This is a genomic window from Pseudomonas sp. GXM4, from assembly GCF_008923895.1.
GTDB classification, from domain to species: domain Bacteria; phylum Pseudomonadota; class Gammaproteobacteria; order Pseudomonadales; family Pseudomonadaceae; genus Aquipseudomonas; species Aquipseudomonas atacamensis.
Map to the genome: position 1 here is coordinate 1 of NZ_WBRZ01000012.1, position 26,502 is coordinate 26,502.

21 protein-coding genes and 1 pseudogene are annotated in these 26,502 nt (G+C 60.0%); 13 read left to right on the forward strand and 9 right to left on the reverse strand.

Going from position 1 to position 26,502, the window contains the following annotated elements; all coding sequences use genetic code 11:
• Window positions 1-519: pseudogene (locus F8N49_RS03720) on the forward strand (hypothetical protein); the annotation flags it as partial.
• A gap of 2 nt (window positions 520-521) precedes the next feature.
• Window positions 522-6,053, forward strand: a complete 5,532-nt coding sequence (locus F8N49_RS03725; RefSeq protein ID WP_151550832.1) for a calcium-binding protein — start codon at window positions 522-524, stop codon at window positions 6,051-6,053.
• Between the two features lie 68 nt (window positions 6,054-6,121).
• Here F8N49_RS03725 and F8N49_RS03730 read toward each other — a convergent pair whose 3' ends face one another.
• Entirely contained in the window at window positions 6,122-7,234 is a 1,113-nt protein-coding gene (locus F8N49_RS03730; protein ID WP_151550833.1) for an enoyl-CoA hydratase/isomerase family protein, read from the reverse strand.
• Window positions 7,235-7,366: 132 nt separating this feature from the next.
• On the opposite strand from F8N49_RS03730, the gene ung reads away from it, so the two are divergent.
• A complete protein-coding gene (gene ung / locus F8N49_RS03735; protein ID WP_122611726.1) occupies window positions 7,367-8,062 on the forward strand; it encodes a uracil-DNA glycosylase in 696 nt (231 codons plus the stop codon).
• Window positions 8,063-8,170: 108 nt separating this feature from the next.
• Here ung and F8N49_RS03740 read toward each other — a convergent pair whose 3' ends face one another.
• From F8N49_RS03740 to F8N49_RS03755, 4 genes are read right to left on the reverse strand one after another with little or no spacing between them, the layout of a single operon-like run.
• Complete coding sequence (locus F8N49_RS03740; protein WP_071174667.1) at window positions 8,171-9,208, reverse strand: AbrB family transcriptional regulator; 1,038 nt, start codon at window positions 9,206-9,208, stop codon at window positions 8,171-8,173.
• Window positions 9,201-10,715 carry a tripartite tricarboxylate transporter permease gene (locus tag F8N49_RS03745; RefSeq protein WP_016771277.1) on the reverse strand — a complete coding sequence of 505 codons (1,515 nt, stop codon included), beginning with the start codon at window positions 10,713-10,715 and terminating at the stop codon, window positions 9,201-9,203. Before F8N49_RS03745 ends, F8N49_RS03740 begins: the two co-directional genes overlap by 8 nt.
• Before the next feature lies 1 nt (window position 10,716).
• Window positions 10,717-11,175, reverse strand: a complete 459-nt coding sequence (locus tag F8N49_RS03750) for a tripartite tricarboxylate transporter TctB family protein (protein ID WP_016771276.1) — start codon at window positions 11,173-11,175, stop codon at window positions 10,717-10,719.
• 55 nt (window positions 11,176-11,230) lie between these two features.
• Window positions 11,231-12,208 (reverse strand): tripartite tricarboxylate transporter substrate binding protein, encoded by a 978-nt coding sequence (locus F8N49_RS03755; protein ID WP_024011991.1) that lies wholly within the window; start codon window positions 12,206-12,208, stop codon window positions 11,231-11,233.
• Window positions 12,209-12,653: 445 nt separating this feature from the next.
• Between F8N49_RS03755 and F8N49_RS03760 the strand changes: the two genes are divergently transcribed.
• Together F8N49_RS03760 and F8N49_RS03765 are read left to right on the forward strand one after the other, a co-directional pair.
• Complete coding sequence (locus F8N49_RS03760) at window positions 12,654-13,325, forward strand: response regulator (RefSeq protein WP_024011992.1); 672 nt, start codon at window positions 12,654-12,656, stop codon at window positions 13,323-13,325.
• Entirely contained in the window at window positions 13,318-14,703 is a 1,386-nt protein-coding gene (locus F8N49_RS03765; RefSeq protein ID WP_024011993.1) for a sensor histidine kinase, read from the forward strand. Before F8N49_RS03760 ends, F8N49_RS03765 begins: the two co-directional genes overlap by 8 nt.
• 156 nt (window positions 14,704-14,859) lie before the next feature.
• Here the strand turns inward: F8N49_RS03765 and F8N49_RS03770 are convergent, their stop codons facing one another.
• Together F8N49_RS03770 and F8N49_RS03775 are read right to left on the reverse strand one after the other, a co-directional pair.
• A complete protein-coding gene (locus F8N49_RS03770; protein ID WP_016770675.1) occupies window positions 14,860-15,681 on the reverse strand; it encodes an HDOD domain-containing protein in 822 nt (273 codons plus the stop codon).
• A gap of 34 nt (window positions 15,682-15,715) precedes the next feature.
• Window positions 15,716-16,657, reverse strand: coding sequence for a folate-binding protein YgfZ (locus tag F8N49_RS03775; protein ID WP_122746565.1), 942 nt, complete (start codon window positions 16,655-16,657; stop codon window positions 15,716-15,718).
• Window positions 16,658-16,807: 150 nt separating this feature from the next.
• On the opposite strand from F8N49_RS03775, the gene F8N49_RS03780 reads away from it, so the two are divergent.
• Both F8N49_RS03780 and F8N49_RS03785 read left to right on the forward strand, forming a co-directional pair.
• Window positions 16,808-17,062, forward strand: coding sequence for a succinate dehydrogenase assembly factor 2 (locus tag F8N49_RS03780; RefSeq protein ID WP_007911418.1), 255 nt, complete (start codon window positions 16,808-16,810; stop codon window positions 17,060-17,062).
• On the forward strand, window positions 17,046-17,498 hold the full coding sequence (locus F8N49_RS03785) for a protein YgfX (protein ID WP_151550834.1): 453 nt from the start codon (window positions 17,046-17,048) through the stop codon (window positions 17,496-17,498). The genes F8N49_RS03780 and F8N49_RS03785 overlap by 17 nt, the downstream gene beginning before the upstream one ends.
• Here F8N49_RS03785 and nadB read toward each other — a convergent pair.
• Window positions 17,467-19,083 carry an L-aspartate oxidase gene (nadB, locus tag F8N49_RS03790; protein WP_151550835.1) on the reverse strand — a complete coding sequence of 539 codons (1,617 nt, stop codon included), beginning with the start codon at window positions 19,081-19,083 and terminating at the stop codon, window positions 17,467-17,469. The genes F8N49_RS03785 and nadB overlap by 32 nt on opposite strands.
• 557 nt (window positions 19,084-19,640) lie before the next feature.
• Here nadB and rpoE point away from each other — a divergent pair.
• The 4 genes from rpoE to F8N49_RS03810 all read left to right on the forward strand — a co-directional run bounded on the left by rpoE (window position 19,641) and on the right by F8N49_RS03810 (window position 23,456).
• A complete protein-coding gene (gene rpoE, locus F8N49_RS03795) occupies window positions 19,641-20,222 on the forward strand; it encodes an RNA polymerase sigma factor RpoE (protein ID WP_003172477.1) in 582 nt (193 codons plus the stop codon).
• Between the two features lie 30 nt (window positions 20,223-20,252).
• A complete protein-coding gene (locus F8N49_RS03800; RefSeq protein WP_008077804.1) occupies window positions 20,253-20,840 on the forward strand; it encodes a sigma-E factor negative regulatory protein in 588 nt (195 codons plus the stop codon).
• An 8-nt stretch (window positions 20,841-20,848) separates the two neighbouring features.
• Complete coding sequence (locus F8N49_RS03805; RefSeq protein ID WP_016771272.1) at window positions 20,849-21,814, forward strand: MucB/RseB C-terminal domain-containing protein; 966 nt, start codon at window positions 20,849-20,851, stop codon at window positions 21,812-21,814.
• Window positions 21,815-22,022: 208 nt separating this feature from the next.
• Window positions 22,023-23,456, forward strand: coding sequence for a DegQ family serine endoprotease (locus F8N49_RS03810; protein ID WP_016771271.1), 1,434 nt, complete (start codon window positions 22,023-22,025; stop codon window positions 23,454-23,456).
• A gap of 81 nt (window positions 23,457-23,537) precedes the next feature.
• On the opposite strand, the gene F8N49_RS03815 is transcribed toward F8N49_RS03810, so the two are convergent.
• The gene (locus tag F8N49_RS03815; protein ID WP_024011999.1) at window positions 23,538-24,971 is read right to left on the reverse strand and encodes a M48 family metalloprotease; all 1,434 of its coding nucleotides are present in this window, start codon (window positions 24,969-24,971) and stop codon (window positions 23,538-23,540) included.
• A gap of 98 nt (window positions 24,972-25,069) precedes the next feature.
• On the opposite strand from F8N49_RS03815, the gene F8N49_RS03820 reads away from it, so the two are divergent.
• Together F8N49_RS03820 and F8N49_RS03825 are read left to right on the forward strand one after the other, a co-directional pair.
• Window positions 25,070-25,309, forward strand: a complete 240-nt coding sequence (locus tag F8N49_RS03820; RefSeq protein WP_016771269.1) for a sulfurtransferase TusA family protein — start codon at window positions 25,070-25,072, stop codon at window positions 25,307-25,309.
• A gap of 31 nt (window positions 25,310-25,340) precedes the next feature.
• Window positions 25,341-26,411, forward strand: a complete 1,071-nt coding sequence (locus F8N49_RS03825) for an AI-2E family transporter (RefSeq protein WP_016771268.1) — start codon at window positions 25,341-25,343, stop codon at window positions 26,409-26,411.
• Window positions 26,412-26,502 lie beyond the last annotated feature (91 nt).

Genomic DNA, 26,502 nt, shown 5'->3' on the forward strand with positions numbered 1-26,502 from the left:
AATCAGCGCCTGGAACCGATCCCCGAAAGCTGGCGGCTCTATAAATTGAATGCCGGGCTTTTTACCAGAAAAGAAACCACCGAACCCCATGAGCGCGGTTATCGGCACGTCAACTGGCCGGATGAGTTGATTGTGAAACTAAAGAATTATCCGGGGCTGGAGATTTGGCTGGATGCACCTCCGCCGCATTTCAAGAATGAAGATTCGGTTAGAACGTTTGTCATTACTGGCTGGCCGCGGCGAGATGGAACCCCTAGGTTGATCAACTGTGACGGCTTGATTCGCCCGGCTTCGGAGGAAAAGCTGACTGACGAGAAACTGGCAAGGTTCAGCAGAGCTGAATTGGAAAATCTTGATTTCGGCAAACTGAATTTCTTCTGCAATATCAATCTGGATAACTTCGACTTTTCCGGGGGGCACGGTAGCGTAGGTCTCGGATTAGCGTCATTACGCGAAGCACCTGAGATGCTCAAATATCTCAGTGACTATCTTTCACGCTCTGTTATTACAAGGAAGTAACAATGAGTTATGTATTCAGCGATATGGAAAAATCAGAGATTTTCAACGCAGCAAATATTTGCAAAGGAATGAGGCTGCGCTCAAAACAACTTCAGTACGATGCACTGAAATTAGCAGGGGCAAGCTGCGCCCCCCTGTACCAAAAGCTGTTCGATATTATTGGTGAGAAAGTTTCTGACGTTGCAGCTGCCGATAAAGAGGCTGGAGAGGTGCTGAAAAGCGCCAGACTCTGGCTTGCCGTGGCCATTGATGCCAACGGTGGAAACGGTGCCTACTCTGCCCTGATTCGTGGTTACACCTCCCGCCAGGGTGAACTCAGACTGAATACAATTTTCAGTGAAGACCTGATGCAGCTTTCATCCAACCAGGTTGCCGTCAACTTCATCAATACCCTGATCAACGGATCCCTTGCCGGTCAACTGGCACCCTGGACTGTTCCGTCAATCAGCCAGATCGCAGAAATCGACGCCAGCGCGATTGGCGAGGCGCTGTTCGAGGAGGTTTGCGGGGAGGACGACACCGCCGTGAAACGTAACTCCGGTTGGTCTGGAACGGTCGGATTCAGCCTGTTGGGCGGTAAACCTCCCTATGAAACGTGGAGACTGATCTCTGCGGGCGACCCGGATGCGGAAGATGGCGGCCCACCCACTCAGGCAAAAGCCAACCGGCTCGACGACTATAAAAACATTCTCTTCGCCATCGACGCCTACAGCGTCGGCCTGCGAGCGGCGATCAGTAATTTCGGCGTCAATCCACTGCAAAGTCTGCTCTCGGTCGTACCCGAGCAAATCAACATCGCGCTGGCCAGTGGCAGTGTGAGTCCGCTGATTCAGCATGTAGTCGAAGGCACGCCTGTTGCCGCCGTTGTCGAGCTGATGTTGCGCTACGGCCAGAACGAATTTCTCGACATGTTCAAGCGCACTTACGACGGCGATTCTGCTGCCACACCCACCACCGACGAAACCTTCGCCAGCAATGCTTATGCCTTCTTCTCGGCATTTTCCCCGGAGCAGTCGCAAAGCATCGTCACCCGGACAATAAGCGAGTTCGGCAATGCCAATGCATGGGCGAAACTGGCAGGCGAGGCGACGCCGCTCGGGCTGGCGTTGCGCAACTCTTTGCAGCAACTCAGTGAAGTCGTCATAGAGCGAGCCGACGGTTATCTCGACCGCAACCTCGAGCTTTACGATCCGCACACTGGCGAAGGCTTTATCACCGCGCAGTGGCTGGCGGATCGAGCGCAAATGCTGGCGCGGTTGATTGCCCGAACCCAAGGCTCGTTTGGCGAACACTCGCTGCAGAAGTTTTCCTACTCCGATCTCGCCTCAGGCAAACAGGTGCCGATGACCACCGGAGTGCTGAACCCGTTGGCCATGTTCGGTGATGACGGCGGGCGATCTTTCGCCGGCGGCGCAAATGCCGATCATCTGTATGGCGGCGTGGGCAATGACTCGATCCATGGGATGGCCGGTCACGATGTCATTGAAGGTGGTCGCGGTAACGACTCGCTAACCGGAGGTGACGGCAATGATGAGTTGTACGGGATGGCCGGTGACGATGTTCTGCTCGGAGGAAAGGGGAACGATTCTTTGATTGGGGGCGAAGGCAACGACCGTTATGAATTCGCCAGCGGCGATGGCCTCGACGAGATTCTTGATGCCAACGCCGATGGGCAGCTGTGGATCAACGGCGCACCGATTCCCGCACTCAAACGCCGCGCGCCTCTGAGCAATATCTGGTCTACCGAGGATCGGTCCATCACCCTGACGCTTGTTGAACACACCCTCAACATCAAATATGGCGAGGGCGATCTGGTGGTCATCAAGAACTTTCAGCCCGGGATGCTTGGCATTCGCCTCCCTGAATATGAGGGGCAGCCGCTCACTGCTGCGGATTTGACGCTTCAGGGCGACTGGAAAGCCAAAGACGCTGATCCCACTGTCCCCGGCGATCAGCCTTCCTTTGATGAGCTGGGCAACGTGGTGCTGCTGCCCAAGGTCAAACAGCGCAACAAGGCCGACGTACTTTACGGTTCCGCGGCAGACGACGTCATTCTCGGCCTGGGTGGTTCTGATCGATTGTTCGGCAAGGCTGGAGACGATCGGTTATTCGGCGACAAGCAGACGACAATCGAAAAGGCCATGGCCGACGGTGACGCCAAAGGCAAGGCAAATCGCGGAGACTGGCTCGACGGCGGACAAGGTGACGATTTGCTTATCGGTACGGCATCGCGAGACGTTCTGCTCGGTGGCAATGACCGGGATACCTTGATCGGCGGTGCTGGTGACGATGTCTTGTCAGGAGACGAAACCACCGGTGCGCTGGAACAAGGTTGGTCGGTCAAGCGCGCTGCCGTCACGATTGCTCGCGGTGTGACCAGTCACCGAGCGGTCTATTCAAAGGCCTCGATAAACAGTGCGCCCGAGGGCGGTAGTGACGTGCTGTATGGGCAGGGCGGCAAGGACATTATCAACGGCGGCTGGGGTGAGGACCTGCTTGACGGCGGCGCTGACGACGATTTTCTCAAAGGCGATCAAGGTAACGACACCCTGGCCGGTGGCAGCGGCAACGACGTGATGCTTGGTGACAACCTCGATTGGGGCGGTGGCCTGCCCAGCAGACACCATGGCAACGATGTGCTGGACGGCGGCAGTGGTGATGATTCACTCGGCGGTAACGGTGGCAGCGACGCTTTGTATGGCGGCCCTGGCAACGACATTTTGCAGGGTGATGACGGCGTACTGGACGGCGTCGAAGGCGATGCCGCGCATTTTTTTGGCGATGATCTGCTGGACGGTGGCTCCGGCGATGACACGCTCTGGGGCGGCGCTGGCGATGATTTGCTCTTCGGCGGCGAAGGCCATGACGATCTGATCGGCGATAGCCCTGAGCATCCGGTTCGCTATCACGGCAACGACTTTCTCGATGGCGGCGCGGGGGATGACACCCTGCGCGGCATGGGCGGCGCGGATACGCTGGCGGGTGGCGCTGGGGCTGATTTCCTCGATGGCGACGTATCTGACCTGCAACCGGGCGGAAGCAACAACGACGTGCTTCAGGGTGGAGAAGGAAACGATACGTTACAGGGTGGTTTCGGTGCCGACACGCTGTACGGCGGCGCGGGTGACGACATCCTTGCCGGCGATTACGAAAACAGCGCTGAGGCCGAGCACAATGCCGATTATCTGCACGGTGGCTCAGGTAACGACACGCTGCTCGGAGGTGGTGGCAACGACACCCTGCTGGGCGGGGAAGGGACGGACTACCTTCGCGGTGATTCCGGTGACAACGTGTTTGATGGCGGTCCCGGTGCTGACGTGCTGGATGGCATGGATGGCGCCGACATCTACTATTTCGGCGCTGGCGACGGCCTGGATATCGTCACCGATGCCGGCGGCCGCAACATCATCAGGTTCGGTGCAGGGTTTTGCGCGCAAAGTCTGAAGGCCGACGTTATCGACGCTACCGTCGGCACGGTGTTGCGACTGGCCAATGGCACGGGCGACGCGATACTCATCAAGAATCACGAGCGGTGGAAGGATTCCACATTCAATTTCAGCGACGGCGTGGTACTTGATTACGCAGATGTCCTGCGCAAAACATTGCCACCGATAGAGACGGCCGAATCACCCGTACCAGAACCTGTCACCGCCCCGGCAACCCCTGAAAGCAAAGTTGCGGATCCGGTTAAGCCAGACGATGTCACCGCTGCGGCGCAAGGCCTGGTGGCATCTGTTCAAGCGGTCAACTGGACCGATGAGTTCCTCGCGCAAATCAAGTCAAAACGCTCCGCCCGCAGACACGCCACAGGTTTTACCTTGAATGAGCAAGGCGTCTGGGTGCGCAGTCATGTCACCACCAGCGACACCGGTTACACCACTCACACCGAGCTGATCGATGGCAGCGTCGAAGCGGGAACACTGTCTGAAACGCCGCCATGGATGAAGGTTGATGCAGGGCACGCCGTGGTCAGCGAAAGGCAGTCGACAACCACAAACCGTATCGAAAATAAGCAGGTGAAAGCCGAGGGAGCAATGCCTTCCTCAGCTCAGGCGCCTCGCTATTATCGATCCGGCTCGGCCAACGGGTTTTCCTTCAATACGGGCGACGTATTGGTTGAAGACCGAAAGGAATCCGGCGCGCTTGAAGGCTGGTACGTCTATCCGGCGGCAAGCTTCAGTTCGGGCGCAACAGTGCCCAAGGCGTTTCGCTGGGATGTCACAACTGAAACGATCAAACGCAAAATCGTCCATGGCAACGATGCCGGCGGGCGGGTCAACGTCGAAGTGGAAAACGTTTTCCACGGCGGCGCGGGAGACGATCTGATCGTCGCTTATGCAGGATCCCCACTTGACTACGGCACTGTCGGCGACAGAACACCGGGCGCGTTTTTATCCGCAGGTGCAGGTGACGATACCTTGCTCGGCTCCGAGGGCGCCGACTATCTGCTCAGCGGGGCAGGGGATGACTGGCTTTACGGCGAAGGCGGTGCCGACACCTACATCGTGCAAGCGCACGCCGCAGCGACCACCACGATTGCGGACGTGCTCAACCCTGTTTTCCATCGTGCAGAAGTCGGCGTAGCGGGGTGGAAAGACGAGTACGGATTGATCGATCAGGACACGGTCGTTCTTCCAGCAGATGCGCAGCGCGATGCACTGCAATTGAGCTGGGGTGCTGCGCTGATAGAGACCACCCATGTCGAGCTGGAGCCCAACCCGGGTCGCGGGGCTTACCGCAACCCGCCGCGAGCGAAAATGCTCCATCCGACGCTCGATATCCAATGGGGCGGGACGCAAAAAGTCCGCATCGTCTTGCCCCACAACGGTGAACTTGAGGGCGCCGGTATTGAGCTCGTCAAGTTCGCCGATGGGTCGGTCGCAAGTTTGAAGCAGCTCCTGGAATCAAGTCAGTTGGGCCCTGCGCCCGAGACTTTTCGTACGGGTGTCATCGTCAACCATCCCACCCGTTCAGCCTCCCTGCGAGACGGACGAGCGCTGCCACTCGTAGGCGGTCGTGGCAACGACACGATAAGCGGCGCGGGGGAGATCCGAGGCATGCACGGGGATGACGTGCTCACGGGCAGCCTCGGTGACGACCTGCTGGTGGGTGGGCCGGGCAATGACACGCTGGCGGGCGGTGCTGGAAATGATCTCTACCGATACGATGGCCTCGGCAGAGACGTGATCATCAACAACGGAGGCGGTTTGGACGGAATCGATTTTTCCGAACGCAGGCTGACGATCGACAACCTGAAGTTTCATCGCGAGCGCGATGATCTGGTGATCGTGGTGGATTACGGCATGGCGCCGAAAATCCGGGTTTCCAGTCATTTTGCCGCTGGTGAAAGCGCTATTGGCTTCATAAGGGTCAGCGAAGGAACAGCGACTCAAGACTACAGCGCAAGGCAAATTGCTGAACGTCTGCACCCGCTTCCGCCACTGAGGGATGTCGAGGATATTTTGATAAAGGGCGACGATGAAGCGCAGCGGGCGATGATGGAAATAATAGAGTTCTACGAACTGAATGTCTGAGTAACAAGATGACCGATTGAGCCGGCCCGCGATGGCAATCCAGTCGCCAGCGCGGGCCTCGCGTCACCTCAATACTGGGTCAGATCCGCCAACGGATGCCGCCCCTCCCAGACTTTATGAAAGTGCGCCTCGACCACCGCATCCGGCACGTTATTGATGTCCGGCCAGTGCCAGTGCGGCTTCTGATCCTTGTCGATCAAACGCGCGCGCACGCCTTCGCTGAATTCCGGATGACGGCAGCAATTGAGGCTCAGGGTGTATTCCATCTGAAATACTTCGGCCAGCGACATGTGCCGCGCGCGGCTGATCTGTTCCCAGACCAGATGCGCGGTCAGCGGCGAGCCCTCGGTCATGGTTTTCGCCGCGCGGGCAATCAACGGATCGCTGCTGTCGCGGTGCAGGCTGATGGCTTTCCACGCACAGGCAACGTCGCTGACATCGAGCAGTTCGTCGATCTGCTGACGACGCGGCAGCCACTGCGCTTCGGGCATTTGCTCAAGTGCCTCCTGCTGCAGAGCCTTGAACAGGCTGTTGAGCTGCATGGCGGTCTGTTCCTGCCAGTTCAATTGCAGCAAGCCTTCGATCAATTGCGGTTGCTGTTCGTCGAACAGGAAGCGCTCGGCCAGATCCAGATCCAGCGCATCACGGCCGTTGATGTGCGCGCCGGTCAGGCCGAGAAACAAGCCGAGCTTGCCCGGCAATCGGGCGAGAAACCAACTGGCGCCAACGTCCGGATACAGACCAATGGTGATTTCCGGCATCGCCAGACGGCTGCTCGGCGTGACGATCCGCGTGCTGGCGCCCTGCAACAGGCCCATGCCGCCACCGAGCACATAACCGTGACCCCAGCAGATCAGCGGCTTCGGATAGGTATGCAGGCTGTAATCGAGGCGATATTCCGCGCTGAAAAACTGCGCGGCCAACGGAGGGACTTCGCCGGGGTGAGCGCGGCAGGCTTCGACCAGGCTGCGCACCTCACCGCCGGCGCAGAAGGCTTTGGCGCCGTTGCCGCGCAGCAGCACGCAGACGACTTGCGGGTCATTGGCCCAGGCGTTCAATTTGTCGCTGAGCGCGTTGATCATCGGCAGGGACAGCGCGTTCAGCGATTTTTCGGCATCCAGGCTGGCGATGCCGATGCGGGCGCCGTCGGTGCCGGTTAGTTCTTCGAAGTGCAGATTCATCGTGACCTCGATCGGGAATTTGAGCGATCAGTATGATCGCTATGGGGGAAAGTGCCGGATCTGCGTCAGATCAATTGACAAGCGTGGTCGGCTTTCCTAGGGTTCGCCCCATTGTTTTTGCCGGAAATGACCATGACTGCTGACGACCGTATCAAACTCGAACCGAGCTGGAAGGAGGCACTGCGTGCTGAGTTCGACCAGCCTTACATGACAGAGTTGCGCAGCTTTCTGCAGCAGGAGCGGGCATCCGGCAAGGAGATCTATCCGCCGGGACCGATGATTTTCAATGCCCTGAACTCAACGCCCCTGGACAAGGTGAAAGTGGTGATCCTCGGCCAGGACCCTTACCACGGCCCGGGCCAGGCCCACGGTCTGTGCTTCTCGGTGCAACCGGGCGTGCCGGCACCGCCGTCGCTGGTCAACATCTATAAAGAGCTGAAGCGCGACCTCAATATCGACATTCCCAACCACGGCTACCTGCAGAGCTGGGCCGAACAGGGCGTGCTGCTGCTCAACACCACCATGACGGTTGAGCGCGCCAACGCCAACGCGCACAAGGACAAGGGCTGGCAACACTTCACCGACCGCATCATTGAAGTGGTCAGCGAACGACAGCCGCATCTGGTGTTCATGCTCTGGGGCGCCCATGCGCAGAGCAAGCAGAAGCTGATCGACGCGACCAAGCACCTGGTGCTGACCTCGGTGCATCCGTCGCCGTTGTCGGCCTATCGCGGGTTTTTGGGCTGCGGGCATTTCAGCCGGACCAACAAGTTTCTCGAACAGAATGGCGAAACGCCGATCGACTGGCGCTTGCCACCTCTCGCCTGAGATCGTTCCCACGCGCAGCAAAGGAATGCAGCCCGGGACGCTCTGCGTCCCAAAGCGGACGCGGAGCGTCCATTGAGGCATTCCCACGCAGAGCGTGGGAACGATCAGTCAGGACTCTGGATGACGATTCCAATACCTGAACAACGGCTCCGCCAGAAACAGCACAAACAACAGCCGCATCACCTGCATCGCCGTCACCAGCGGCACCGACAGTTGCAGGGTCTCCGCCGTCAGGCTCATCTCGGCGATACCCCCCGGCATCATGCCCAGGGTCAGCGAACGCAGATCCAGATGGGTCAACGCACTCAAGCCCAACGCCGCCAGCGACGCGATCAACATGGTCAGCGCCGTGCCGATCAACGTCCGGCCCATGAACGACGGCGCGCGGCGGAAGAACTGCCGATTGAAGTGACAGCCCAGGCCGCTGCCGATCAGCCATTGACCGATCTGACTGCCACCGTTGGGCAAACCGATGTGCAAATCCCACGTAATGCTCACCGCCGCACTGACCAGTAACGGCCCGAACAACCATGGATTGGGTTGGCGCAGACGCTGCCAGAGCCAGGCGAGCAGGGCGCCCGCCGGAAACAGAATCGCCAGCCAGCGCCAATCGACGCTGCCGGCGTGAGAAATCGGCGTGCCGTCACCGAGCAGATACTTGAACGCCGCCGGCACGCACAACACCACCACCAACACCCGCAGACTCTGCCCGGCCGCGACATGGCTGAGCAGTGCACCGTTACGCGCGCCGAGGTTGACCATCTCCCCGGAACCACCGGGCATGCTTGAGAAAAACGCCGTGGCGCGATCCTCGCCGGTGCGGCGCATCAGCCATACGCCGACCACCGCCGACAGGCTGGTGACCAGCGCACCGAAGAAAATCAAACCGAAATGACTGAGCACCTGTTCCATCACCAGCGGGGTGAAGTGCAGGCCGATACCGATGCCGACGATCCACTGGCCGCACTTGCGCCCGCCAGGGATTTCCGCCAGTTGCCACGGCGTCAGGCAACGCACCAGGATGATCGCCAGCAACGAGCCGACCATCCACGGTAGCGGCCAGCCGATCTGACTGGCGATGAAACCGCCAAGCAGACCGACCAGCGGGGTGCCCCACCAGGCTTTCAGGGACAAGCGATCAAACATCGGCAATGACGCGCCGTGCCGCCGAACGTTTACGCCAGATGCGGATCAGCGGCATCAGCAGCATGATCGCGGTGAGGATCCAGCAACCGAAGGTGATCGGACTCGACCAGAGAATCTCCAGCGCGCCATTGGAGATCGACAGGGCGCGACGCAGGTTCTGCTCCATCAGGCCACCGAGGATGAAGCCCAGCAGCAGTGGCGACAGCGGGAAATCCAGCTTGCGCAGGATGTAACCGAAGATGCCGATACCGATCATCAGGAACAGATCGAAGGTGGTCGCGTGCACCGCGTAAACGCCGATCCCGGTGATGATCGCGATGATCGGCACCAGCGCCCAGTTCGGCACGGCGAGGATGCGGGTGAATACGCGGATCATCGGGATGTTGAGGATCACCAGCATCACGTTGGCGATGAACAACGACGCGATCAGGCCCCAGACGATGTCCGGTTGCTGTTGGAACAGCAGTGGGCCCGGGGTGATGTTGTACAGCGACAGCGCGCCGATCATCACCGCAGTGGTGCCCGAACCCGGAACGCCGAGGGTCAGCATCGGAACGAGAGCGCCGCACGCCGCGCCGCCGATAGCGGTTTCCGGCGCGGCCAGACCACGGGGATCGCCTTCACCGAATTTGCCGCTGGTGCCGGCGATGCGCTTCTCGGTCATGTAGGCCACGGCACTGGCGAGCGTTGCGCCGGCACCGGGCAGCACGCCCATGATGAAACCGAGCACGCCGCAGCGCACGTTGACGACGAAAACCGACGCCGCTTCCTTGAAGTTGAACATCATCCGGCCGGTGGCTTTCACCGCTTCCTGGCCGTGGTGGGTTTTTTCCAGCAGCAGAAGGATTTCGCTGATCGAGAACAGACCCAGCACCAGCACAACGAACTGAATGCCGTCGGTCAGGTGAATGTTGTCGCCGGTGAAACGGTACACACCACTGTTGGCGTCGATGCCGACGGTGGAAAGGAACAGACCGATCAGCGCCGCAATAAATGTCTTCAGCGGTCGATCACCGGCCATGCCGCCGAGACAGACAATCGCGAACACCATCAGCACGAAGTATTCCGCCGGTCCGAAGGCAATCGCCCATTTCGCCAGCAGCGGCGCAAACAGGACCATGCCGCAGGTGGCGATGAACGCGCCGATGAACGAACTCCACGCCGACAGTGACAGCGCGACACCGGCCATACCTTTACGAGCCATCGGGTAGCCGTCGAGGGTGGTCATGACGGTGGAAGCTTCACCCGGAATGTTCAGCAGGATCGAGCTGATCCGGCCGCCGTATTCGCAGCCCAGATAGACCGCCGCGAGCAGGATCAGCGCCGACTCCGGCGGCAGGCCGAGTGCGAACGCGATCGGAATCAGCAACGCCACGCCGTTGATCGGACCAAGGCCCGGCAGCAGACCGACGACGGTGCCGATCAGGGTGCCGCACAGTGCGGTCACCAGGTTGTACGGGCTCAGCGCGACGCCGAAGCCCTGACCCAAATAGCCAAGGGTATCCATATCAGTTCTCCAGGACGCTGAGCAGGCCGAGGGGCAGCGGAACATCCATCAAGCGATCGAACAGCAGATAGAGACCAACCGCCATCAGGCTGATGATCACCACGCTCGGCAGCCAGCGGCCGCCATAGAGACGGGCCATCGGTACGCCGGTAATGATGCTGGCCACGATGAAGCCAAGGGGTTCGAAGGTGCCGGCAAACACCAGCAACAACACCACGCACAGACCGATCTTGGTCAGGGTTTCGCGATCCAGCGGCGGCTCATCCGGGTTGTGTTTGATCGGCGCCGGGCGAAACACCATGTACAGCAGCGCCAGCCCCATCAGGCCGAGCATCAGCAGCGGAAAGGCGCGCGGGCCGACCGGTTCATAGGAAAAAGCCGCTTGGTACGGCCACGCCATCAGTGCCAGGCCGGCACACACCAGCAGCAACACCGAGGCGAAAATGCGTTGAATAAGCATGGGAGCTCCTGTGCTGCGTCCCCGCGTAGGAGACGCAGCCACTAGACAGAGACGATCACTGGATCAGGCCGAACTCTTTGGCCAGCACTTTGTAGTCGGCGACCTGCTTCTTCACGTAGGTGTCCAGTTCCGGGCCGGTCATGGCGAACGGGAACAGCTCACGCTGATCGCGCAGCTTGGCGAACTCGTCGGAAGCCAGCAGTTTGTCGAAGGAGTCTTTCCACCAGGCGTAGTCTTCGTCGCTGACTTTTGGCCCGAGGTAGAAGCCGCGCACCACCGGCCAGACGATGTCGTAGCCTTGCTCGCGAGCGGTCGGGATGTCCTTCATTTCCGGTTCGTCGAGACGCTTGTCCGAGAACACCGCGAGCAGGCGCATGTCACCGCTCTGGATGTGCGGCATGGAGTCGGAGATGTCGGTACTGCCGACCTGGATGTGGCCGCCGAGCAGAGCCGTGGCGATTTCACCGCCGCCTTCGAGTGCCACATAACGCAGCTCGCGCGGGTTGATCCCGGCGGCCTTGGCAATCAATGCGGTCTGCATCCAGTCCTGGCTGCCGACGGTGCCGCCGGAGCCGATAACCACCGAGCCTGGATCTTTCTTCAACGCCTGAACGAGATCGTCGAGGGTCTTGTAGGGCGAATCGCTTTTCACTGCGATGGCACCGTAGCTGGTGCCGACGGCCGCGAGCCAGCGCACGTTGGTTTCATCGAAGCGGCCGAACTTGCCCTGGGCCAGGTTCAACAGCGAACCGCTCGACCACGCGACCAGCGTGCCGGCATCCGCCGGACGTTGCGCGACCACCGCGTTGTACGCCACCGCGCCGACACCGCCGGGCATGTAGGTGACGCGCATCGGCTTGCTCAGCAACTTCTGGTTGACCAGTGCGCTCTGCACCAGTTTGCAGGTCAGGTCGAAACCACCGCCGGGGGAGGCGGGGGCGATGCATTCCGGACGTTTGGGCTCGGCCATGAGTTGGCCGGCAAACAGCATCGCGCCAGCGGCGAGAGCAACTTTACGCAGTGATACGTTCATTTGAGTCTCCAGAGGAGTTGTTGTTATGGATGGACCGAATGACCAAAGGGCAACGCGAAAACCTAGCGGCAGGCGCAGTTTTCTCGCGGCGCGAGCGCAACGACTGAAACAACGGAGGGGAAACAGGACTGCGGCGAGAAGCCGACGGTGCAACGGTGGAATCGAGCAAGGCGAGCAGGCATTACAGCCTCGGTGCGCATGGAGGGCATGCTGGGGTACTCCGTTATTGTTCTTATGAGTCGAAAACGCTTCATGGCGTTTTTCGTTACGCTGTGTGGCGGCAGCGGCGACAGTCGAAACTGTCCGTGGGCCGACTCTAACCGGCTAACCTTTCAACAACCTTTCAATTGTCTTTCACGGTTTTTCGGGCTTCACAGCGGCGGTTGCGGCTGTAAACTCCGCGGCAAAGCGCGGCGTCGGCCAACCCTGAACGAGGTACAAATCCATGCGTGTCCTGCTCGTCGAAGACCATTTGCAACTGGCCGAAAGCGTGGCTCAGGCGCTCAAGAGCACCGGTCTGACCGTGGATGTGTTGCACGATGGCGTGGCCGCCGACCTGGCGCTGGGCAGTGAGGAATACGCCGTGGCGATCCTCGATGTCGGCCTGCCGCGCATGGACGGTTTCGAGGTGCTGGCGCGGCTGCGTGCTCGCGGCAAGAACCTGCCGGTGTTGATGTTGACTGCGCGCAGTGACGTCAAGGATCGCGTGCATGGCCTCAATCTTGGTGCTGACGACTACCTGGCCAAGCCGTTCGAACTGACGGAACTGGAAGCGCGGGTCAAAGCCCTGCTGCGCCGCAGTGTCCTGGGCGGCGAGCGTCAGCAGCGCTGTGGCGTGCTGGCTTACGACCTCGATACACGGCGCTTCACCCTCGGCGACGAACTGCTGACCCTGACCTCGCGCGAGCAGGCCGTTCTCGAAGCGTTGATCGCGCGGCCGGGGCGAGTGATGAGCAAGGAGCAACTGGCCGCGCAGGTGTTCGGCCTCGACGAAGAAGCCAGCCCCGACGCCATCGAAATTTACGTGCACCGCTTGCGCAAGAAGCTCGATGGCCAGCCCGTGGCCATCGTCACCTTCCGTGGCCTCGGCTATCTGCTGGAAAGCCGCGATGCATAAGCCCAGCAGCCTGCGCTGGCGGTTGCTGTGGAACCTTGGATGGTTGCTGGTGGTGCTGATGCTCGCCAGCGGCTTGAGCGCTTACTGGAACGGACGCGAAGCCGCCGACACCGCGTATGACCGCACGCTGCTGGCCTCGGCACGCACCATCGCTGCCGGGTTGTCGCAGCGTGATGGCAGCCTCAGCGCCGACGTGCCTTACGTGGCGCTTGATACCTTCGCCTACGACAGCGCCGGGCGCATCTATTACCAGGTCAACGACATTCACCAGAAGCTGATTTCCGGCTACGAAAATCTCCCCGGGCCACCGCCCGGCACGCCGCGTACCGACAGCTATCCGGCGCTCGCGCGCTTCTACAACGCGAAGTACAACGGCCAGAACGTGCGTGTGGTCAGCCTGCTCAAAGCGGTAAGCGAGCCGAACATGAACGGCATGGCGGAAATCCGCGTGGCTGAAACCGACGAAGCGCGGGTCAGCATGGCGCGCAGTCTGGCGGCTGACACCTTGTTGCGCTTGGGCATGCTGGCCGTCGGTGCATTGCTGCTGGTGTGGTTCGCGGTGAGTGCGGCGCTGCGGCCGCTGGAGCGGTTAAGAACCGCTGTTGAGGAACGCCAGCCCGACGACTTGCGGCCGCTGCCGCTGGTGGAAGTGCAGCATGAATTGGGACCCTTGGTCCGCGCGCTCAATCATTTCACCGAGCGTCTGCGCGGCCAGTTCGAGCGGCAGGCGCAGTTCATCGCCGATGCCGCTCACGAGTTGCGTACGCCGCTGGCCGCACTCAAGGCACGCCTGGAACTGGGCCTGCGCTCGAACGAGCCGGAGACCTGGCGCACCACCCTTGAATCGTCCGCGCAAAGCACCGATCGCCTGACCCATCTGGCCAATCAGCTGCTATCGCTGGCCCGGGTCGAAAACGGTGCGCGGGCAATTGCCGAGGGCGGCGCGCAGTTGCTCGATCTGAGCCAATTGGCGCGGGAGCTGGGCATGGCCATGGCGCCTTTGGCGCACAAGCGCGGCGTGGCGTTGGCGCTGGAGGCGGATGAACCGGTGTGGCTGCGCGGTGAGCCGACGCTGCTCAATGAGCTGCTGAGCAATCTGGTCGACAACGCGCTGGCGCATACGCCATCGGGCGGCAATGTGATTCTGCGGGTCACGGCCCCGGCGGTGCTTGAGGTTGAGGACGACGGGCCGGGCATCCCGCTGCACGAGCGTGATCGAGTGTTCGAACGGTTTTATCGGCGCAATCAGCAGGTTGCCGGTTCAGGTCTGGGCTTGGCGATTGTCGGCGAGATCTGTCGCGCGCATCTGGCGCAGATCACCTTGCATGATGGCGAGCAGGCAGGGTTGAAGGTGCGGGTCAGCTTTATTGCCGGGTAGTACTTTTGTGGCAAGGTTTTTTGTGGCGAGGGGATTTATCCCCGCTCGGCTGCGCAGCAGTCGCGGTTCAGCGATCACAATCTGTCTGGAAAAAACCGGGTCGCAGAGTTCAGGGTCGCTTCGCAACCCAACGGGGATAAATCCCCTCACCACAGGTCAGTAGAACATCGACCGCGATTCTTCCAGATCCGCGCAAAACTGTTTGTTCTCCGGGTCAATCCCGAGCTTTCTGAACGCCGGCACGCTAAACGGGTCAATCCGCGCAAACGGATGGTCGGTGTCCTTGCGGCAATACAGATTGGCTACCTGCACGACATCGACGTAATCGATGCGCGTCGAGTCGCGGCTGAAGTCTTGATACAGCAACGGCAAATGCACCAGGCGCTCGGGAAACTCCCACACCCGCAGCAATTTCTCGCCGAGCAATGGGTGAATCTGCTCGATCACATGGGTCAGGCTGACCGCATCCGAGAGCAGTTCATTGTGGTCTTCGGCGTAAGTCAGAATCGGCAGCACGCCAATCTGATGCACCAACCCGCCGAGTGCCGCCTGATCGGGTTTGAGCTGGGTGTGGCGACGACACAGCGCATAGCTGACGCCTGCGATTTCCAGACTGCTGCGCCAGACTTCGCGCATCTTCTGTTCGACCACCTCGGAGCGGGCATTGAAGATCTGCTCCATCACCAGACCGATCGCCAGGTTGCTGCTGTAGTTGATGCCCAAACGGGTGATGGCGGTGTGCAGGTCGGTGACTTCCTGCGCGGCGCGCAGCAGCGGACTGTTGACCACTTTGATCAGGCGCGCCGACAGCGCGGTGTCGCGGCCGATGACTTTGCTCAGATCGCTGACGCTGATTTCCGGATCCTCGGCGGCCTTGCGAATCTGCAGGGCCACTTCCGGCAACGTTGGCAGAACCAGGTCATCGTTATCGATGGCCGCAACCAAATCCTGTTGGACCTTTTCCGCCAGTTCGCTCATTTGGACTCTCTAGGGTGTTGCAACAATGCTGCGATCAACGCTGGATTTCGCGGTCGCGATCCAGTTCGTAAGGCAGGTCGAGCACGTGCAACGCGGGGCCTTCGAGGGCGCCCAGACGCAAATCACCGGCTTCGGCAGCTTCGGCCTGCAACACGGCCAGGAGTTCAATGTTTCCCTCGGCATTGGCCGCCAGCACCACTTCGCCGATCGAGCTGTTGTGGCTGGGGGCGAACAGTTGAGTGCCGGGCTCCGGCAACTCGGCTGCGTCGAGGCGCAGGCGGTACAGGCGCCGCTTGAGCTTGCCCAGGTACTGCATGCGCGCAACGATTTCCTGGCCGGTGTAGCAACCTTTCTTGAAGCTCACCCCGCCGACCGCCTGCAGATTGAGCATCTGCGGGATGAACAGTTCGCGAGTGGAAGGCATGACCTGGCCGATACCGGCGCGGATCTGGCCCAGCAGCCATTGATTCAGTTCGCCCTCAGCCAGCGTGGCGGACAGTTGGCTATGAATGTTTGGCGCCTGAGCGGCAGGCACCCAGAGTTCGGCGCGCTCGGGCGAAACGCGAATTGCGATCAAGCCTTCATGGCGCACAACGCTGTCGGTTTCGGTGGGCAGTGCCAGACCGAGGCTGGTCAGGGCTGCATCGCCATGTGCCAGACCGAAGCGCACCCAGGCGGCGCTTTCATCGGTCAGTTTCGATTTGGAGAACACTGCGTACTTTTTCAGGTCGGCCAGTTGCGGCTCGAGCAGCTCGCTGGCCATCGCCATCACCACGCCGTCGCCCTCAAGCAGGATGCGGAAGCTCGACTGCATCCGGCCTTTCTGCGTGCAGCGGGCGCCGAGGCTGGCGCGGGTGTCGCTCAGGTAATTGATATTGCAGGTCAACTGGCCTTGCAGGAATTTTCCGGCGTCCGCACCGCGAACCGCGAGTACGCCTTCATGAGACAGGGTGCAGAAAAAAGCAGAATCGGCCATGGGTCATCGCAGGGTAAATAGACTGGGGCACATCATAAGGGGGCAGGGTTGAAATGGGTAGTTGATAAAGGATCAGGGGGCCCCGACCAAAGCCGACTGTGCGGCCCGCGCCGGGGCTGTATACTGCCCGGCAAATTCGAGGAGGGCTCCATGGTCGAACAAGTTGAACTGAATCGCCTCTTTTGGCACAGCCGTCGCGGCATGCTTGAGCTTGACGTGCTGCTGGTGCCGTTCGTGCAGGAGGTTTACGCGACGTTGAATCAAGTGGATCGCGATCTGTACGTGCGTTTGCTGACCTGTGAGGATCAGGATATGTTCGGCTGGTTCATGGAGCGCAGCGAGTCGGAAGATCCGGAGCTGCAACGCATGGTCCGGATGATTCTGGATCGTGTCCAGCCCAAGTAATACGTTCGAATGCCGCTGGCATGCCTCACGGCAGTTGCTGGCGGCGTATCTGTTGGCCCAGGCGTTCGCCATGGGTTCGCTGTGTCTGCTGTCGATTCCGCTCTGGGCCAGTCTGCTCGGCGCTTGCGCCTGTGCGCTGCACGGTTTTTGGGTGCTGCCACGGCAGATTCTGCTGAACCATCCGCAAGCATTTTGCGGGTTGCGGCGCGATGGCGATGGCTGGCAGGTGTGGAATCAGGCTGATGGCTGGCAAGCAGTGCAATTGCGCCCGGACAGTCTGGCGCTGCCATTGATCGTGGTGCTGCGCTTTCGCCTTCGCGGAGAGTGGCGGGTCAGGTCGATCTGCGTGCCACGTGACTCGCAGGCGGCGGATCTGCACCGACGCCTGCGAGTGCGGCTCAAGTTCAGCCGGCGTAGGTGGGCGGCACCAGAATAGTGTCGAGCGCTTCGGGCAGCATATCCGGATAGTCGAGGGTGTAATGCAGCCCGCGACTTTCCTTGCGTTCCATGGCTGAGCTGATCATCAATTCGGCAACCTGTGCCAGGTTGCGCAACTCGATCAGGTCTCGGCTGACTTTGTAGTTGCTGTAAAACTCATCGATCTCATCCAGCAGCAGACGCACCCGGTGCTGCGCTCGTTGCAGGCGCTTGTTGGTGCGCACGATGCCGACGTAGTCCCACATGAATCGGCGCAATTCGTCCCAGTTGTGCGCAATGATCACGTCTTCATCCGAGTCGGTGACCTGGCTGGCATCCCAGACGGGCAGGGCACTTGGTGCCGCGACGTCATCGAGTTGCGCAAGAATGTCCGCTGCTGCCGAACGGGCATAAACGAAGCATTCCAGAAGTGAGTTGCTGGCCATGCGATTGGCGCCGTGCAGGCCGGTGAAGCTGGTTTCGCCGATGGCGTAGAGGCCAGGCACGTCGGTGCGACCGTGCTGATCGACCATCACGCCGCCACAGGTATAGTGCGCGGCGGGGACCACGGGGATCGGTTGTTTGGTGATGTCGATGCCGAAGCCCAGGCAGCGTTCATAAACAGTCGGGAAGTGAGTTTTTACGAACGATTCAGGCTTGTGGCTGATGTCGAGATATACGCAGTCGACACCCAGGCGCTTCATTTCATGGTCGATGGCCCGCGCGACAATGTCACGAGGCGCCAGCTCGGCGCGTTTATCGAAGCGATACATGAAGCGCTCGCCGTTGGGCAGCTTCAAATGCGCGCCCTCGCCACGCAACGCTTCAGTAATCAGGAAACTCTTGGCTTGCGGGTGATACAGGCAGGTCGGGTGGAACTGGTTGAATTCCAGGTTCGCCACCCGGCAACCGGAACGCCAAGCCATGGCGATGCCGTCACCGCAGGCGCCGTCGGGGTTGCTGGTATAAAGGTAGACCTTGGCTGCGCCGCCCGAGGCCAGAATCACGAAACGTGCGCCGTAGGTGTCGACTTCGCCCGTGGCGCGGTTCAGCACGTAAGCGCCCAGGCAACGATCGCCTTCCATGCCCAAGCGGCGTTCGGTGATCAAATCGACGGCGACGCGCTGTTCCAGCAATTCGATGTTATCGCGCTCTTTGGCCTGGGCCAGCAAGGTCTTGAAGATCGCAGCGCCAGTGGCGTCGGCAGCATGGATGATCCGTCGATGGCTGTGGCCACCCTCGCGGGTCAGGTGAAATTCGAAACCACCGTCTTCAGTGCCGGACTGTTCGTCGCGGGTGAACGGCACGCCTTGGTCGATCAGCCATTGGATGGCTTCGCGGCTGTGCTCGACGGTGAAGCGTACGGCGTCTTCATGGCACAAGCCACCGCCCGCATTTAGGGTGTCGTCGACATGGGATTCGACAGTGTCGGTATCGTCGAGCACCGCAGCGACGCCGCCCTGGGCCCAGAAGGTCGAACCGTTGGCGAGATCGCCTTTGCTCAATACGGCAATGCGCAGATGACCGGGCAAGGTCAAAGCGAGAGTCAAACCGGCAGCACCGCTGCCAATCACCAGAACATCGTGTTGGAACTGTTGGCTCATTTCAGGATTCCGCTCAAAGCGACCCGGGTCGGGGTTGGCGCAAGACAGCTGGATCGGCGAGTCAAGACAGCCACACAGCCCACTAGTATATAGAGGGGTTGGGCGGCACAATAGCCGGGCCCAGATGGCATTGTGAGACTACCGCGCAGTAAACAGCGCTGTGCTTCGTCGGAAGTTTTTTTCATCGGTTTTGAAAAATGACACCTGTATCGGCGCTGAAACAGTCTTTTCCGAGCAGGGTTGCGCAATGTCAGGTGGGTACGGCTATAAATAATTGGAACTTTTGCCAAAGGCCCAAGATCAATAGACGGTGCCAGAAACCAGGGACAGTGTCGGCTTCAGTGCGGAATCTGCGTTTGGATTCCTGCCGGCGAAACCGATAACAAGATTATTCGCGCAGCCGGTTTATCCCGCGCTGCGTTTTTCGTGCGTGCCAAATCAGAGCCCGCAGGAAACTTGCTTGGAGGGGGAGAACTTTTGCGAAAAGCCCGAGTCTATGTTTGCAAGTCTGGTCGTTTAGTAATGCAAGTCTCCTCCGGGCTTATCGAGGAGTGTTCATGCTAACCCAGGAAGAGGATCAGCAGCTGGTCGAACGCGTTCAGCGTGGCGACAAGCGAGCTTTCGATCTGCTGGTGCTGAAATATCAGCACAAAATTCTCGGGTTGATCGTGCGTTTTGTGCACGACACCCATGAAGCCCAGGACGTTGCTCAGGAAGCCTTTATCAAGGCGTATCGGGCACTTGGAAATTTCCGCGGTGACAGTGCGTTTTATACGTGGCTGTACCGTATTGCCATTAACACGGCAAAGAACTACCTGGTTTCCCGCGGCCGTCGGCCGCCGGATAGCGATGTAAGTTCAGAGGATGCGGAGTTCTATGATGGCGATCACGGCCTCAAGGATCTCGAATCACCGGAACGTGCATTGCTGCGGGATGAGATCGAAGGCACTGTCCATCGAACCATCCAGCAACTGCCAGAGGATTTGCGTACGGCTTTAACTTTACGTGAATTCGATGGTCTGAGTTACGAGGACATTGCGAGCGTCATGCAGTGTCCGGTGGGTACCGTGCGCTCCCGGATTTTCCGCGCTCGGGAGGCCATCGACAAAGCCCTGCAACCGTTGTTGCAGGAAAACTGAGACAGCGGCGACAGCCAAGAGAGGAACGCCATGAGTCGTGAAGCCCTGCAGGAATCGCTGTCCGCAGTGATGGATAACGAAGCGGACGAACTGGAATTGCGTCGAGTGCTCAGCGCACTGGATGATGTTGATACCCGTGAGACCTGGGCTCGTTACCAGATCGCTCGGGCAGCCATGCACAAGGATCTGCTGCTTCCGCGTCTGGATATCGCTGCGGCAGTGTCCGCTGCGCTGGAAGACGAAACGGCTCCGGCCAAAGTATCCCGCAGCCCATGGCGTAACCTGGGTCGCCTCGCTGTTGCCGCTTCGGTAACCGTGGCCGTTCTGGCCGGTGTTCGCCTGTACAACCAGGACGAAATCGCCGGTGTTGAACTGGCCCAGCAGTCGAACCAGCCTACTCTGGCCACTCCACAGGTCAAAGGTCCGGCAGTTCTGGCTGGTTACAGCGAAAGCTCGGAAGCGACTGGTCCTATGGCTAACGGCGTTCTGCAAGGTCAGCCAGGCTGGCATGACCAGCGTCTGCCAGGCTATCTGCGTCAGCACGCTCAGCAGGCTGCACTCAAAGGAACTGAAAGCGCGCTGCCATACGCACGTGCCGCAAGCCTGGAAAACCGTTAAGGAGGATCATGCGCGCCATCCCTCTACTTTCGCTTCTGCTCAGTGGCTGGTTCATAGTTCCAGCCCACGCTGACGAGGCCCAGGACTGGTTGACCCGTCTGGGCCAGGCCGAGCAGCAGCAGAGCTTCCACGGCACTTTCGTTTACGAGCGCAACGGCAGTTTTTCCACGCACAATATCTGGCATCGCGTCCAGAATGGCCAGGTCCGCGAGAGGTTATTACAGCTCGACGGCTCGGCTCAGGAAGTCGTGCGCATTGATGGACGTACTCAATGCGTCAGCGGCACCCTGATTGCGGGATTGGGTGATTCACCCAATGCTGCCGCCCGTGCGCTGGATCCCAAAAAGCTGAAGAATTGGTATGACCTTGCCGTCATTGGCAAGTCGCGCGTGGCCGGCCGTGATGCAGTGATCGTGTCGCTGACGCCTCGTGATCAGCACCGTTATGGTTTCGAGTTGCATCTGGACAAGAAAACCGGGCTGCCGCTCAAGTCGTTGCTGTTGAACGACAAAGGGCAGTTGCTCGAGCGTTTCCAGTTCACAAGCCTCGATACGGATGAAATCCCGTCGGACAAGGACTTGTTGGCGGACCCGGATTGCAAGCCGATCAACATTGCAAGCGACAAGGCTTCTGCAGCGAAAACCGTGCAAAACTGGCGTTCGGACTGGCTCCCGCCAGGCTTTGAGCTGACCAGCAGCAGTTCGCACAAGGATGCGCAGACCAAGACTCAGGTCAGCAGTCTGATGTATGACGATGGTCTGGCGCGTTTCTCGGTGTTCCTTGAACCGTTGAACGGTGCAACCGTTACCGATACCCGTACCCAGTTGGGCCCGACCGTCGCGGTATCCCGTCGCCTGACCACGCCGCAGGGTGAAATGATGGTCACGGTGGTTGGCGAAATCCCGATTGGCACCGCCGAACGAATTGCTCTATCGATGCGTAACAACGATGGCGCTGCGACCAGCAAGCAGTGAGCTGATTTCAGTCATTTCTACTTCGTCGTCGAGACGTCGAAATGTTTGCTGAGCATTTTCATTTGCAAAACCCCTGAAAATTTTTTATAGGTCAGAGCCTCACGGCTCTGGCCTTGTTTGTTGTTCCCGGAACAAAAATGCCGGTCTGTGGTTTCCGGTGTTCCTTTGCTCCATATCGCTTAACCCTGCTCGTCGTAACGGGAGCTGTATGTCGATACCAAGTTTGAAGTCTTACCTTTCCATCTTCGCCACCGTGCTGTTGCTCGGTCAGGCGGTGCCTGCTGCGCAAGCGGCCGATCTGCCTGATTTCACCCAGTTGGTCGAACAAGCGTCGCCAGCGGTGGTGAACATCAGTACCACGCAGAAACTGCCGGACCGTCGGGTCAACCAGCAGATGCCGGATCTGGAAGGCCTGCCACCGATGCTGCGCGAATTCTTCGAGCGCGGCATGCCGCCTCAGCAGCGCTCGCCACGTGGCGATGGCCGCCAGCGTGAAGCGCAATCGCTGGGCTCGGGTTTCATCATTTCGCCGGATGGCTACATCCTCACCAACAATCACGTGATCGCCGATGCTGACGAAATCCTCGTCCGTCTGGCTGACCGCAGTGAGATGAAAGCCAAGCTGGTCGGCACCGACCCCCGCTCTGACGTGGCGTTGCTGAAAATCGAAGGCAAGGATCTGCCGGTGCTCAAGCTCGGCAAATCCCAGGACCTGAAGGCCGGCCAGTGGGTCGTGGCGATCGGTTCGCCATTCGGCTTTGACCACACCGTGACCCAAGGCATCGTCAGCGCCGTCGGTCGGAGCCTGCCAAACGAAAACTATGTGCCGTTCATTCAGACCGACGTGCCGATCAACCCGGGCAACTCCGGTGGCCCGCTGTTCAACCTGAACGGTGAAGTGGTCGGCATCAACTCGCAGATCTACACCCGCTCCGGTGGCTTCATGGGCGTGTCGTTCGCCATTCCGATCGACGTGGCGATGGACGTTTCCAATCAGCTCAAAAGCGGTGGCAAAGTCAGCCGCGGCTGGCTGGGCGTGGTCATTCAGGAAGTGAACAAGGATCTGGCCGAGTCATTCGGTCTGGACAAGCCGGCCGGCGCTCTCGTTGCACAGATCCAGGATGACGGCCCTGCGGCCAAGGGCGGCCTGCAGGTTGGCGACGTGATCCTGAGCATGAACGGTCAGCCGATCGTCATGTCCGCCGATCTGCCGCATCTGGTCGGCGCGCTGAAGGCTGGCGCCAAAGCCAATCTGGAAGTGATTCGTGAAGGCAAGCGCAAGAACGTCGAGTTGACCGTCGGCGCAATCCCGGACGAGGACAAGGAGCTGGCAGGTCTGCCGAAATCCGGCGCTGAAAGCAGCAGCAACCGCCTCGGTGTTGCGGTCGGTGAATTGACCGCCGAGCAGAAGAAAACCTACGACCTCAAAGGTGGCGTGGTGATCAAGGAAGTGCAGGACGGTCCTGCGGCCCTGATCGGTCTGCAACCGGGTGACGTGATCACCCACCTGAACAATCAAGCCATCGGCTCGGCCAAGGAGTTCACCGACATCGCCAAGGCGTTGCCGAAGAACCGTTCGGTGTCGATGCGCGTGCTGCGTCAGGGCCGTGCCAGCTTCATCACCTTCAAACTGGCTGAATAAGCCAGCAGGCAGGTAAAAAGAAACCGCCTCGAAAGAGGCGGTTTTTTTGTGTCTGCAGCTTTTGTCTTTGTCGGGAAAGACTCAGCCCATCATGTCCTTGACCATGCGCTCCTGCTCCATCAGCTCGCGCTGGCGGGCATCGATGCGCGAGGACAGCGGGAAGTTGTTGCCCGCCTTGCGCTTGGCGAAGTCCAACTGCTGGATGGCCTGGCGGTAATCGCCGACCAGTGCAAAATACTCGGCGCGCGCCTGATGCAGGCCGATGATGTTGCCCGACAAGCCGCGGGTTTCAGCAACCTGATACCAGACGTCCGGATCATCCGGGCGTGACTTGAGCAGGCTGTCGAGAGCCTTCTCGGCATCGGCGGCGCGATTCTGTTTCAACAGCAGATCGACGCGCACCTGATTCAGCGGGTAGTTACCCGGGAACTGCGTAAGCATGCGGTCGACCCGTGACTGCGCATCAGGCAGACGATTGTTGGTGATGTCCAGATCGACCTGCGCGAGGTTGTAGATGATCTCGTTCGGCGACTTGGCCAACAATTGCTTGAGGTTCTCTCGCGCTTCGTTGAGCTGGCCGCCCTTGATCTGCGCGATGGCGAGGCCGTAACGCGCCACATCGTTTTTCGGGTTCTCATCGAGCAGGGCGCGGAAACGCTTGGCGCCCAGCCCCGGGGTTTCTTCGTAGATCAACTGCACCCGCGCGCGAATCAACTGGTAGCGCATGCTGTCTTCGATGCCGCCCGGTTTCGCCTGCTCGGCGCGGTTGCGGGTGTCGGCGATACGCGATTCGGTAACCGGGTGAGTCAGGAGGAATTCCGGCGGCTTGGCGTCAAAGCGGTACTGGCGCATTAGGCGCTCGAACATGGTCGGCATCGAGCGCGGATCGTAACCGGCCTTTTCCAGGTTGAGGATGCCGATGCGGTCCGCTTCCTGTTCATTCTGCCGCGAGAAGCGCCGTTGTTCCTGCAACGCCGCAGCCTGGGTGCCAGCGATGGTGGCGATGCCAGCATCACCGCCGCCTGCCGCCGCGATGACGATACCCGCCAGCAACGCGGCCATCATCGGCACCTGCATTCTTTGTGAGGCTTCGACGCCTCGAGCGAAGTGACGTTGCGACAAGTGCGCCAGTTCGTGAGCGAGCACCGAGGCGTATTCACCTTCGGTCTGGGCGTTGAGGAACAGGCCGCCGTTGACCCCGACCACGCCGCCCGGCGCTGCGAAGGCGTTGAGTTGTGGGCTGTTGATCAGGATGAATTCCAGGCGTCGGTCGGAGACCTGGCTGGTCTCGACCAGCTTGTAGACGCTGGATTCGACGTAATCCTTGAGCTGCGGATCGTTGAGCTGGGAAACCTGACTGCGCAGCATGGCCAGCCAGGCGCGGCCGAGCTGATATTCCTGTTGCGGCGAGACAATGGCAGAGCTGGCGTCGCCGAGTGACGGCAGATCGTCGGCAAAGCCTGGTGAGGCGAGCAGGCAAGCGAGCGTCAGCAGGGTAGGGCGCAGAAAAGTCATGCACAAAGCCTTGGAGGACAAAGACCTTACTGTAGCCGGACACCGAAGCTGCGACCAGATATTCTAGGCAGCTCGACAACCCGAACCGGAGTGACGCAATGACTGACGCTGTAGCCCATGACGTGGAACTGGACGCCAGTGGCCTGAACTGTCCGTTGCCGTTGCTCAAGGCAAAAATGGAACTCAACAAACTGCAAAGTGGCGCTGTGCTCAAGGTGATCGCTACCGATGCCGGCTCGCAACGCGATTTCCGTACCTTTGCCAAACTCGCCGGTCATGCGCTGTTGCGCGAAGAAGACGAGGCTGGCGTCTACCGTTACTGGTTGAAAAAAGCCTGAAGCGCCGCGCCTAAAATCGAAGGGATTATTGATGTTCAAAGTGTTACGCGACTGGATTCAGCGCTACTTCTCCGATGAGGAAGCGGTGGTGCTGGCAGTGCTGCTGTTTCTCGCCTTCACCGCCGTGCTTACCCTCGGCGGCATGCTTGCGCCGGTTTTGGCCGGGATGGTGCTGGCGTATCTGATGCAGGGCCTGGTGGTGACGCTCGAGCGGCTGCGTGTGCCCGGCGGGGTGGCCGTGGGGCTGGTGTTTGCGCTGTTCATGGGCGCGCTGATGCTGTTTATCGTCGTGGTGCTGCCATTGCTGTGGCATCAGTTGATCACGCTGTTCAACGAGTTGCCGGGCATGCTCGCCAAGTGGCAATCGCTGCTGCTTCTATTGCCCGAGCGCTATCCGCATCTGGTGTCTGACGAGCAAGTCCTGCAAGCGATCGAAGCGGCGCGGGGCGAGATTGGCAAGTTCGGTCAGTGGGCACTGACTTTCTCGTTGTCGAGTTTGCCACTGCTGGTGAACATCATGATCTATCTGGTGTTGGTACCGATTCTGGTGTTCTTCTTCCTCAAGGATCGGGCGATGATCGGCGAGTGGGTGCGCGGCTATCTGCCTCGCGAGCGCGCGCTGATCACCCGCGTCGCCCAGGAAATGAACCGGCAGATCGCCAATTACATACGTGGCAAAGGCATCGAGATCGTGATTTGCGGCGGCGTGACCTACATCGCCTTCATCGCGCTGGGCCTGAACTACGCGGCGCTGCTGGCTTTGCTGGTCGGTTTGTCGGTGGTGGTGCCGTATGTCGGTGCGGTAGTGGTGACCGTGCCGGTGCTGCTGATTGCGCTGTTCCAGTGGGGCTGGAGCGATCAGTTCATCTACCTGATGGCGGTTTACGGCATCATTCAGACGCTGGACGGCAACGTGCTGGTGCCGTTGCTGTTTTCGGAAGCAGTGAATCTGCATCCGGTGGCAATCATCTGCGCGGTGCTGTTGTTTGGCGGGTTGTGGGGATTCTGGGGTGTGTTCTTTGCGATCCCGCTGGCGACGCTGTTCAAGGCTGTGCTGGATGCGTGGCCGCGCAAGGAGCCGGTGGTGGCGCCGTTGCTTTAGATCGGGGTGAGGCTTTTGGCCTCATCGCTGGCAAGCCAGCTCCCACAGGTTTTGTATGTGCTGAACCCTGTGGGAGCTGGCTTGCCAGCGA

Excerpts from the sequence above, each read along its gene's own strand:
- F8N49_RS03805 (WP_016771272.1), top strand. The coding sequence starts at position 20,849 with ATGCGCGCCATCCCTCTACTTTCGCTTCTGCTCAGTGGCTGGTTCATA.
- F8N49_RS03750 (WP_016771276.1), bottom strand. The coding sequence starts at position 11,175 with ATGCTTATTCAACGCATTTTCGCCTCGGTGTTGCTGCTGGTGTGTGCC.
- F8N49_RS03780 (WP_007911418.1), top strand. The coding sequence starts at position 16,808 with ATGGTCGAACAAGTTGAACTGAATCGCCTCTTTTGGCACAGCCGTCGC.
- F8N49_RS03800 (WP_008077804.1), top strand. The coding sequence starts at position 20,253 with ATGAGTCGTGAAGCCCTGCAGGAATCGCTGTCCGCAGTGATGGATAAC.
- F8N49_RS03760 (WP_024011992.1), top strand. The coding sequence starts at position 12,654 with ATGCGTGTCCTGCTCGTCGAAGACCATTTGCAACTGGCCGAAAGCGTG.
- F8N49_RS03755 (WP_024011991.1), bottom strand. The coding sequence starts at position 12,208 with ATGAACGTATCACTGCGTAAAGTTGCTCTCGCCGCTGGCGCGATGCTG.
- nadB (WP_151550835.1), bottom strand. The coding sequence starts at position 19,083 with ATGAGCCAACAGTTCCAACACGATGTTCTGGTGATTGGCAGCGGTGCT.
- F8N49_RS03745 (WP_016771277.1), bottom strand. The coding sequence starts at position 10,715 with ATGGATACCCTTGGCTATTTGGGTCAGGGCTTCGGCGTCGCGCTGAGC.
- F8N49_RS03775 (WP_122746565.1), bottom strand. The coding sequence starts at position 16,657 with ATGGCCGATTCTGCTTTTTTCTGCACCCTGTCTCATGAAGGCGTACTC.
- rpoE (WP_003172477.1), top strand. The coding sequence starts at position 19,641 with ATGCTAACCCAGGAAGAGGATCAGCAGCTGGTCGAACGCGTTCAGCGT.
- F8N49_RS03730 (WP_151550833.1), bottom strand. The coding sequence starts at position 7,234 with ATGAATCTGCACTTCGAAGAACTAACCGGCACCGACGGCGCCCGCATC.
- F8N49_RS03740 (WP_071174667.1), bottom strand. The coding sequence starts at position 9,208 with ATGTTTGATCGCTTGTCCCTGAAAGCCTGGTGGGGCACCCCGCTGGTC.
- F8N49_RS03810 (WP_016771271.1), top strand. The coding sequence starts at position 22,023 with ATGTCGATACCAAGTTTGAAGTCTTACCTTTCCATCTTCGCCACCGTG.
- F8N49_RS03725 (WP_151550832.1), top strand. The coding sequence starts at position 522 with ATGAGTTATGTATTCAGCGATATGGAAAAATCAGAGATTTTCAACGCA.
- F8N49_RS03820 (WP_016771269.1), top strand. The coding sequence starts at position 25,070 with ATGACTGACGCTGTAGCCCATGACGTGGAACTGGACGCCAGTGGCCTG.
- F8N49_RS03815 (WP_024011999.1), bottom strand. The coding sequence starts at position 24,971 with ATGACTTTTCTGCGCCCTACCCTGCTGACGCTCGCTTGCCTGCTCGCC.
- F8N49_RS03765 (WP_024011993.1), top strand. The coding sequence starts at position 13,318 with ATGCATAAGCCCAGCAGCCTGCGCTGGCGGTTGCTGTGGAACCTTGGA.
- F8N49_RS03825 (WP_016771268.1), top strand. The coding sequence starts at position 25,341 with ATGTTCAAAGTGTTACGCGACTGGATTCAGCGCTACTTCTCCGATGAG.
- F8N49_RS03770 (WP_016770675.1), bottom strand. The coding sequence starts at position 15,681 with ATGAGCGAACTGGCGGAAAAGGTCCAACAGGATTTGGTTGCGGCCATC.
- ung (WP_122611726.1), top strand. The coding sequence starts at position 7,367 with ATGACTGCTGACGACCGTATCAAACTCGAACCGAGCTGGAAGGAGGCA.